The organism is Mycobacterium sp. ZZG (genome assembly GCF_054786995.1).
Map to the genome: position 1 here is coordinate 25,200 of NZ_JBTBFV010000056.1, position 8,898 is coordinate 34,097.

The 8,898-nt window shown below is 67.9% G+C and carries 10 protein-coding genes; 2 read left to right on the forward strand and 8 right to left on the reverse strand.

Annotated features, from left to right (window positions below; translation table 11 throughout):
- Nucleotides 1-97 precede the first annotated feature (97 nt).
- From ACXMYJ_RS23440 to ACXMYJ_RS23450, 3 genes are read right to left on the reverse strand one after another with little or no spacing between them, the layout of a single operon-like run.
- Nucleotides 98-1,000: an aldose 1-epimerase gene (locus ACXMYJ_RS23440; protein WP_260756652.1), complete on the reverse strand. Its 903-nt coding sequence runs from the start codon at nucleotides 998-1,000 to the stop codon at nucleotides 98-100.
- Nucleotides 1,001-1,024: 24 nt separating this feature from the next.
- A complete protein-coding gene (locus tag ACXMYJ_RS23445; protein ID WP_260756653.1) occupies nucleotides 1,025-2,191 on the reverse strand; it encodes an FAD-binding oxidoreductase in 1,167 nt (388 codons plus the stop codon).
- Between the two features lie 11 nt (nucleotides 2,192-2,202).
- Nucleotides 2,203-3,201, reverse strand: a complete 999-nt coding sequence (locus ACXMYJ_RS23450) for an ABC transporter permease (RefSeq protein WP_443188034.1) — start codon at nucleotides 3,199-3,201, stop codon at nucleotides 2,203-2,205.
- A gap of 97 nt (nucleotides 3,202-3,298) precedes the next feature.
- Between ACXMYJ_RS23450 and ACXMYJ_RS23455 the strand changes: the two genes are divergently transcribed.
- Nucleotides 3,299-3,934 (forward strand): TetR/AcrR family transcriptional regulator, encoded by a 636-nt coding sequence (locus ACXMYJ_RS23455; protein WP_260756657.1) that lies wholly within the window; start codon nucleotides 3,299-3,301, stop codon nucleotides 3,932-3,934.
- On the opposite strand, the gene ACXMYJ_RS23460 is transcribed toward ACXMYJ_RS23455, so the two are convergent.
- Nucleotides 3,923-4,600, reverse strand: a complete 678-nt coding sequence (locus tag ACXMYJ_RS23460) for a GAP family protein (RefSeq protein WP_260756658.1) — start codon at nucleotides 4,598-4,600, stop codon at nucleotides 3,923-3,925. The two genes, ACXMYJ_RS23455 and ACXMYJ_RS23460, sit on opposite strands and share 12 nt — an antisense overlap.
- A 96-nt stretch (nucleotides 4,601-4,696) precedes the next feature.
- Between ACXMYJ_RS23460 and ACXMYJ_RS23465 the strand changes: the two genes are divergently transcribed.
- The gene (locus tag ACXMYJ_RS23465) at nucleotides 4,697-5,050 is read left to right on the forward strand and encodes a VOC family protein (RefSeq protein ID WP_460358991.1); all 354 of its coding nucleotides are present in this window, start codon (nucleotides 4,697-4,699) and stop codon (nucleotides 5,048-5,050) included.
- Between the two features lie 44 nt (nucleotides 5,051-5,094).
- On the opposite strand, the gene ACXMYJ_RS23470 is transcribed toward ACXMYJ_RS23465, so the two are convergent.
- From ACXMYJ_RS23470 to ACXMYJ_RS23485, 4 genes are read right to left on the reverse strand one after another with little or no spacing between them, the layout of a single operon-like run.
- The gene (locus ACXMYJ_RS23470) at nucleotides 5,095-6,378 is read right to left on the reverse strand and encodes an LLM class flavin-dependent oxidoreductase (protein ID WP_460358994.1); all 1,284 of its coding nucleotides are present in this window, start codon (nucleotides 6,376-6,378) and stop codon (nucleotides 5,095-5,097) included.
- A 27-nt stretch (nucleotides 6,379-6,405) separates the two neighbouring features.
- A complete protein-coding gene (locus ACXMYJ_RS23475) occupies nucleotides 6,406-7,731 on the reverse strand; it encodes an LLM class flavin-dependent oxidoreductase (protein WP_260756661.1) in 1,326 nt (441 codons plus the stop codon).
- Nucleotides 7,728-8,054, reverse strand: a complete 327-nt coding sequence (locus ACXMYJ_RS23480) for a hypothetical protein (RefSeq protein WP_460358992.1) — start codon at nucleotides 8,052-8,054, stop codon at nucleotides 7,728-7,730. The genes ACXMYJ_RS23475 and ACXMYJ_RS23480 overlap by 4 nt, the downstream gene beginning before the upstream one ends.
- Nucleotides 8,051-8,731 (reverse strand): hypothetical protein, encoded by a 681-nt coding sequence (locus ACXMYJ_RS23485; RefSeq protein WP_460358993.1) that lies wholly within the window; start codon nucleotides 8,729-8,731, stop codon nucleotides 8,051-8,053. The genes ACXMYJ_RS23480 and ACXMYJ_RS23485 overlap by 4 nt, the downstream gene beginning before the upstream one ends.
- Nucleotides 8,732-8,898 lie beyond the last annotated feature (167 nt).

The window sequence follows — 8,898 nt, forward strand, 5'->3', positions numbered from 1 at the left end:
ACCCCGAACCGCCGAAATCGCATTCCACGCGGCCTTTTTCGCGATGTGCCCGCAGGGAATGCGATTTCGGCCTTTTGGAAGTCAGGGCACCTTGGGGTCAGGCGACCTTGATCCGGAACCGGGCCACCGCGGACTCGCCGGGCCGCACCTCGCGGTAACCGCCCTTGCGCAGTGCGTCGGTGGGGGCCGCCATCGGCTCGAAGCACACCACGTCGTCGTTGCCCGGGGCGAAGACCTGTGCGGCGGTGAACCCTTCGTCGAAATGCACCTCGATCCGCCGCCCGCCGCCGGACAGCGCGAACATCGACCCGGGTGCGACCTCGTCGTAGCCGTCGTCGATCACCGTGTCGCCCAGCGTCTCGGAGTGGGCCGGCCGGTCCTCCATGAGCCCCGTCGGGATGCCCCACGCGTTGACCGGGCGGTACCGCATAGGCGGTGTCTCGATCTGCCACTGCGCACGCGGCACGTCGGGCAGTTGTAGGTAGGGATGGAAGCCGAAGCACAGCGGCACCCGGGACCCGGTCGTCGCTGTGACCGTGGTGGTGACGGTGAGTGTGCGGTCGCGCAGTGTCATGTCCAGGGTGAGCAGGTGCGGGAACGGGAAGCTGGCCAGCAGGCCGGGCCGCGCCGCGAAATCCAGTTCGGCGCTCAGCTGCGACTCCAGCATCGTGGTGACGGTCCAGTCGTCATAGGCGGCCAGGATGCCGTGGATCGGGACCCCGTGCTCGTCGGTGCGCACGCCCCCGGTGCCCGGGGTCAGCGTCACCACCGCGCCGTCCACCCCGTAACCGTTGCTGCTGAGGCGGTTGGCCCACGGGTAGAGGATCGGGATCCCCATGGTCTTGTGGTTCGACACGTAGGCGTACAGACCGCGGCGCTGGCCGAGCAGCTCGACCCCGTCGTCGGACAGCGAGGTGCCGACCATGCCGGCGCCCGGAGCGTAGGTCGCGGTCAGCGGGGACGACGGATCACGCAGCGTGACGGTTTCGAACGCGTCCATGGCTGCGATCCTGCCATGCGTTGTTCAGCCCGCCAGCGGGTCGTGCTGGATCCGTTCGGCGGGGGCACCTTTGGCGATCAGGGCCGCCTTGGTGGCCCGCACCATCTCCGGCCGTCCGCAGAGCAGGATCTGCCGGTCGCCCCAGTTGCCGTACCGCGTCACGACCTCGGGCAGCAGACCGGTCTGGCGCACATGCAGTCCGCGGGGCGGGGTTGGGTCGGGGAAGTGCGCCGCCCACGGCGGGTCGAAGTTCAGCTCCGAAACCGGTGTGACCGACAGCCACGGATTGGTCGACGCGATCTCCCACAGCGTGCGCAGGTCGTAGAGCTCGCACGGGTACTTGGCGCCGAAGAACAGGTGCACCCGCGGGTTCTCACCGAACCGGGTCAGGTCCATGATCAACGTCCGCAGCGGCGCCAGGCCGGTGCTGCCGGCGACCATGAGCACATCCCCCGCGGCCCGGTCGATCTCCATCGCGCCGTGCGGATTGGCAACCCGCCAGCGGTCACCGGGCCGGGTCTCTCCGACGACGGCGGTGCTGACCATGCCTCCGGCGACCGAGCGGACGTGGAACTCGAGGTAGCCCTGCGGGTCGGCCGGGATCGCCGGGCTCAGGTAGCGCCACCGGCGCGGCCACTGCGGCACCTGCACGGGCACGTACTGACCGGGGTGGTAGGCCAGCGCATGGTCCATCTTGAGCCGGACGACCGAGACGTCGCGGGTGGGCCGGAGGTGTTCGAGCACGGTGCCGTCGCAGAACGGGGGGCTGGTCTCGGCGTCGGCCGCACCGCTCATCACCCCGACGACGAGCTGAACGACGTCGTCGACGGCTTCGGCGAGCCGACGGTCCCACTGCTCCACCAGCGCCTTGCGCAGCGTGTCCAGCAGCGCTTGCTGCATAGTCGCGTAATGCGCCTGTGTGACACCGTACTTGCGGTGGTCGCGGCCGAGCTGGGCCAGGAACGCGACGGGCTCCTCGGCGCGCTGGGCGATGAGCTCGTCGCACAGCCAGCACATGGCTTGCGCGAAGACCTGGCGTTGCTTCTCCATGTCCGGGGGGAACAGGTCGCGCGCGGACAGGTCCGCGGCGAACCATCGGGTATAGAAGTCGGCGATCAGCGACTCGGAGCCGCGGTCGAAGTCGAACGCCTCCCGCAGGATGCGCATCGATTCGCGGTCTTCGAGTCCCACGCCGCACGATCCTAAGTCACGTCGGCGCCTGCGGTCCTGTCGCGAACGGCGGCGACCGCCACCAGCGCTGCGCCGGCCAGTGCCCAGCAGGTCAGCACGATGACGGCGGTTGTGGCGCCGGCGCCGCCGAAGCTCGCCGTCGACCGCAACAGCGTCGCGGTCGCGCCTTGCGGAAGCAGCTGGCCGAACTGGCCCCAGCCGGCGGGCAGCATCTCCGGGGCGCCGGCCAGACCCGACAACGGGTTGCCCACCAGCAGCGCGAGCAGGGCACCGGCGGCCAGGCCCGCTCTGCCGAACAGCGAGCCGAGGCCGAAGATGAACAGCAGCGTCGCGGCCACCCCGAGCGTGAGCCCGGCGGCCACACCCCAGAAGTTCGCGTCGATCGAACCGAGGACGAATCGCAGCAGCGCGGCGATGGTGACTCCGGCGACGGCAGAGAACACCACGGCGGCGGCGAAGCCGGTCCAGATCTCGCGCCGCAGCGCCAGCACCAGCGCGATGGCGGGCAGAATCGCGGCCAGCGTGATCGGCAGCGCCGACGCGGCCAGACCCGCGCCGCGGGGATCCCGGGCGGTGGGAGGGGCGAGGTCTTCGGTGCGCACCGGTGTGCCGGTCTGCCGTCCCAGCTCAGCGCCCAGCTGGGTCAGCAACTGCGCGACCGCCGGGCTGCCGCCGCTGGCGATCAACAGCGCGGGTTGCTCACCGGGTCGTGACGGGAGCACGAACCCGCCGTAGACGTCCCGGTTCCGGATCGCGTCGCGAAGCGCGGCCTCACCAGGGTAGTAGGTCACCGCGAAGGCGCCCGGCATCTTCTCGTCGAGCATGGTGGCGATCCGGCCGCCGGCGGCTTCCGGTCCGGCCGCACCGATCGGCACGTCGTGCGGGCCTGACCGGGCCGCGGGCAGAGCGAAGGCGAGAGCCACCACCGCGAGCAGCGCGGTGATGGCGACGACGATGCCGCCGGCACGGACGGCGGCCGACGGTTCGGTGTGTGAGCGCGTCGACGTCATGACGGTCTCTTTTCATCAGTCGTTGAAATGCTGGTGAGAAGAGCGTAAGCCTGATCCGGCCGTAATTCAACGATGATTGAAATGGTAGCGTCGGTGCATGCCGCGACCAGCCGGAACAACGAGGCGCCGGGGCCGTCGTCAGGGCGAGCCGGTGTCCAGGGACGCGGTGCTGGCGGCGGCGAAGCTACGCTTCGCACGCGACGGTTACGAGAGGACCACGCTGCGCGCGATCGCCGACGACGCCCGGGTGGATCCGTCGATGGTGCTGTATCTGTTCGGTTCCAAGGAGCAGCTGTTCCGCGAGGCGCTGCGCCTGATCATCGACCCCGCGGTACTGGTCGCGGCGCTCGCCGGTTCGGATGGGGACGACGCCGACATCGGGACCAGGATGGTGCGGACCTATCTGGGGATCTGGGAAGCGCCCGAGAGCGCCGAGTCCATGCGCGCCATGCTCGCGTCGGCCACGTCCAATTCCGATGCGCACGAGGCTTTCCGCACCTTCATGCAGAACTACGTGCTGACCGCGGTGTCCGGGGAGCTCGGCGGCGGTGACCAGGCCAGGCTGCGGGCGATGCTCGCGGCGAGCAGCCTGGTAGGGACCGCGCTGCTGCGGTACGTGATGAGGGTGGCGCCGCTGTCCGAACTGCCGGCCGAGGATGTGGTCAGGCTGCTGGCCCCGACCGTGACGCGGTATCTGACCGCCGATGCCGAGGAGCTGGGCCTACCCGGTTAGGGCGTGAACGCCCTTGTACAGCAACAGAAGACCGATCACGACGAGGATCGCAGCCACCAGAACCGCGTGCTGGCGCTCCATCCACGCGTTGACCCGGTTCAGCGTCGGCTCGAGGCGCCCCCCGGAGATCGCGTAGCCGAGAGTGGGAATCGCGACGGTCATGCCCGCGATCGCGACGAACCAGATCTCGGCGCCCCACACGGCCGGCGATTCCAGTCCCGCCGATCCGATCGCCAAACCCGCTGCGACACAGATGAAGAACACCTTGGGGTTGAGCACGGTCAGCGCCGCCGCCATGCCGAACGCTTGAGGTGGAGTCAGGCCGCTCATGCGCGTCATCCATCCGGGCATGTGCTCGGACTGCTTACGCGTGGCCCAGCGGTAGGCGCCGAAGACGATCAATCCGACGCCGATGACGATGCGCAGCCACGACGCCCAGTTCGGCGGCTTGGTGCCGATCCCGCCGACCAGATCGGACAACTGCAGGAAGATCCCGGTCAGCACGGCCAGGCCGACCAGCCAGCCGATGCAGAACGCCACCCCCGCCGCGCGGGGCCGCGGACTCCGCAGCACCAGGACCGCGGGAATGATCGACAGCGGGGAGAGCGCGATGACAAGGGCGAGTGGAATGAGCTCCGTCAGAATTGGTCCCCAGCTACCCGGCACCGGAAAAACCTAGCAAGGTCCGGACGCGGCTGCCGCCGGAGCGGTGAGATCGGCGGTGGTCCGGAGTCGGTATCCGTGAGAAGAAAGGAGAGCCGCATGTCTATCGCCCACGTACTGGCGGTCGTCCATGTCCGCGACATCGCGATGAGCAGGCAGTGGGACGCATCCCTGTTCGGCCGCGGGGAGGACAACAACCCGATGCCGACCCTGGTCGAATGGCAGGTGCTGCCGGGGGCGTGGGTGCAGGTGTTCCACGACCCGGACAGGGCCGGAACAGACGAGCTCAACGTCGCGGTGGACGATCTGGAGAGCCACATCGCCGAGCTGACGCAGCGCGGTCTACACCCCGGCGACATCGTCGACGCGAGTAAAGGGGTGCGGCTGAGCCGCTTCCCGGACCCCGACGGGAACATCATCGGTCTCATCGGGGGATTCCGCGTCGACTACTGATCTGCCGCGTCCCCGGTCGTCATCGCGAGCGGCCCGTAGGCCACCTAGTCGTTGCGGATGTTCGCGCGCAGCGTCCGCCCCGGGTAGCGGGTGCGGTAGCGCCCGCGGCGGGCAAGCTCCGGCACGACCAGATCGACGAACTCTTCGAAACACCCAGGGGTGTACGTGGCCAGCAGCATGAAGCCGTCGGCGCCACCGTCGTCGATGAACACTTCCAGCTGATCTGCCACCGACTCCGGCGTGCCGATCACCTGCGGCATCGAAAAGCGGAACGCGTAGATGTCGGCGGCCTCGGCAACGGTAACCCGCTGGCCCGCACCCGTCGCGACCAACGCGTCCTTGACACCCTGGATTCCGGGAACCGCGACCTCGTCGAGTGGGGTGAGCGGATCGAAGGTCGAGAAGTCCACACCCAGTTGACCGGACAGCATCGCCAGCGACGCCTCCGGCCGCAGCAGCGACCGCAGATGCGCGGCCTTCTCGGACGCCTCGGCGTCGGTCGCGCCGACGATGACCTGCGCGCCGTAGTACAGCTTGACCGCGTCCGGATCACGCCCGGCAGCGGCGACGCGCCCGCGGATATCGTCGGAGTAGGCCCGCATCGAGGACACCGTCGGCTGGATCGCGAAGATCGCCTCGGCGGTGGACGCGGCAAACTGTCGGCCCGGCTCGCTGGCTCCCGCCTGCCACAACACCGGTCGGCCCTGCGGCGAAGGAGCGACGAAATGTCGTGCGCGGCACTGGAAGTGCTTACCCCCGAAGACGACCTCGCGGATCTTCTCGGGGTGCGCGTAGATGCCGGTAGCCCGGTCGGCGACCACCGCGTCGGGCTGCCACGAATCCCACAACTGACAGCACAGGTCCACATACTCGGCGATGCGCTCGTAGCGGATCGAGCGGTCCGGCATCTCCTGTCCGTAGGCCGCGAACTCCGACGGCGAGTACGACCCGACGATGTTCCACGCGATCCGCCCGCCCGAGAGGTGGTCGAGCGTGGACAGCCGGCGGGCCATCGAGTAGGGATGCTCGAACGCGGTCGACAACGTGATGCCCACTCCGAGATTCGTTGTCGCGCCGGTGATTATCGGCGCCAGTGCCGCCGGCTCATGCGTCGGGGCCTGCACCGCGTACCGCACAGTGGCGTCCGAGCTGTTCTCGAAGGAGTTGTACGGGGCCAGTTCGTCGGCCAGGAACACCGCGTCGAACAGCCCTCGCTCCAGCGTCTTGGCCAGATGTTCCCAGTACGGTGGCGACGCGTAGTCCCAGCCGACCTTGTCCTGCGGGTGGCGCCACATGCCGACTGAGTGACTGCTCACCCCGTGCTGCATGAAGGCGAGAAAATGCGCCTTGCGCAATCAATACTCCTGGAGGCTTTCGCGCAGTGTGGTTCCGGGGTAGCGGGTGCGGAAGCGTCCGCGTCGTTGCAGTTCGGGGACCAGTAGTTCGGTCATGTCGTTGAAGCAGCCCGGCGTGTCGGTGGCCAGCATCATGAAGCCGTTGCAGCCGCCGTCGTCGAGGTACTGCTCCATCTGGTCGGCCACATCGGCCGGCGTGCCGACCGCGACCGGTGCGCCCATGGACACGCCGTAGATCTGGGCGGCCTCGCGCACGGTGACCGGGGCGCCGTCCTTGGCTTCGAGGATGGCGTCGAACAGGCCCCGGATGCCTTGGACGTCGGCGTCGACGACGTTGTCGTCCAGGCCGAGGGTGGAGAAGTCGAACCCGGTGTGCCCGGACAGGATTCCCAGTGCGCTTTCGATCTGGACGTTTTCGACGAACTCGGCGTAGCGGTCGTTGGCGCGGGATTTGTCGCGGTCGATGACGGTTTGCAGGCCGTAGATCAGTTTCACCGACTCCGGGTCGCGGCCGTGGTTGTCGGCGCGGGTGCGGATGTCGTCGGCGTAGGCGCGCATGCTTTTGGGTGTCGGGAAGATGCCGAACACCGACTCGGCGTGCTTGGAGGCGAATTCCCGTCCCTGGTCCGAGGATCCGGCCTGCCACAGCACGGGCCGCTTCTGCGGGGACGGGGCCACGAAGTGGCGACCTTTGGACTGGAAGAACTCGCCCTGGAAGTCGACCTCGCGGACCTTGGCGGGGTCGGCGAAGATCCCGTTCTCGCGGTCGTAGACGATCGCGTCGTCGTCCCAGGAGTCCCACAGCTGATAGAGCAGCTGCATGTACTCCTCGACCACCTCGTAGCGTTTGTCGCGCGGGGTGAGGTTCTGCTTGCCCATCGCCTGGAACTCGCTCTTGGAGTACGAGGTGACGATGTTCCAGCCCACCCGGCCGCCGGTGAGGTGGTCCAGCGTGGACAGCTGGCGGGCCATCATGTACGGCGGCACAAAGGAAGTCGACAACGTGATGCCGATGCCCAGGTGCTTGGTGAACGCCCCGACGATCGGCACCACGCTGGCCGGTTCGTGCACGGGGCACTGGCCGGCGAACTTCACCACCGGATCGGAGTTGCCCTTATAGGTGGTGTACGGGGCCAGCTCGTCGGCGATGAACATCGCGTCGAACAAGCCGCGTTCCATCGTGCGGCCCAGGTCGCGCCAATACTCCGGCCGCGACCAGTGATAGCCCACCTTGTCACGCGGGTGCGCCCACATCGTCGATGCGTGGTTCATCACACCGTGCTGAACGAACCCGAGCAGATGAGCTTTCTTGACGTTCTCGGTCACGGTTGAACTCTCCGGTCGATGATGAAGGCGGTGGCCACGGCCGCGGCGGAGCCGATGGCCAGAACTGCTGGGAGATACCAGAAGACGGGGCCGACACCGAGCAGCACGATTACCGCCGTCGAGGCGGCCACCGCGCCGAGCGCCTTCCAGGCAAAGGTGCCGTGGTCCTCTTCCAGCCCGGCGGTGTCGATCTCGGCGGCCACGCCTAGCTCGGCCGAGGCCAGTACATCGCGGCGCACCCTGAAGAACGCCTGCACGGCCAGCGCCACGTACACCACGCCGACGGCGACGCCGATGACGACGGCGATCCAGAACGCGCTCATCGGACCGGATCCGGTTCCGTCGTCGGGGCAGCGGTCGGCACGTCGCGCTCGGTGAGCGCCTCGCCGCGCCGCGTGAGCGCCTCGTAGTCGAATCTCTGCTGGGACAACAGGCTTATGCCGACGGCAGCCACGAGTGAAATGACCTCCAGGGTGATGATTCCGGGCAGTTCGCCGACGAACTCACGGACGGGGTAGCCGACGGCGATGGCCAGCACGAGGCTGGTGACGAACGCCGTTGAGGTCATGCGCTTCCAGAAGATCGCCAGCCCCAGCGGGATGATCAGCGAGGCCTTGAGGAAGTACACGGTGTTGACCAGATCCACGTAGTCGATGCCGGAGCTGACCACGATGCCGCCGATCACGCCGGCGACGAGGATCGAGGCTTTGGTGTAGCGGAACAATGACTTCGGCGCGATGTCCGGCTTCGCCCGCTTGAGGATGTCGACCGCGACCACCGAGGACAACGCCGAGAACGCCCCGTCGATCGACGAGTAGCAGGCGTTGAGGATGATCAGGACATAGAGGGCGATCAGCACGATCGGCAGACCGAGGTGGCTGATCACGTACGGCCCGATGCCGCCGGGGCCGGCGGCTCCCAGATCCTGCAGCGTCACGCCGAACCCGAGGCCGACCAGGCCGAGCAGGCCGAGCACGATCGGGATCGGGTAAAACCACATGCCGGCCCAGACGAAGGTGCGACCGGCCGACGCGGGCTTTAGCCTCGATCCGCCGATGAATTGGCTGGTCATCGGGTGTCGGAATGAGGAAAGTGCCCTTTGAACTGTGATGATGAGTGTTCCTACGCACTTATCGGCACAACTTCGAAAGGCACTTCCGGTGCAAG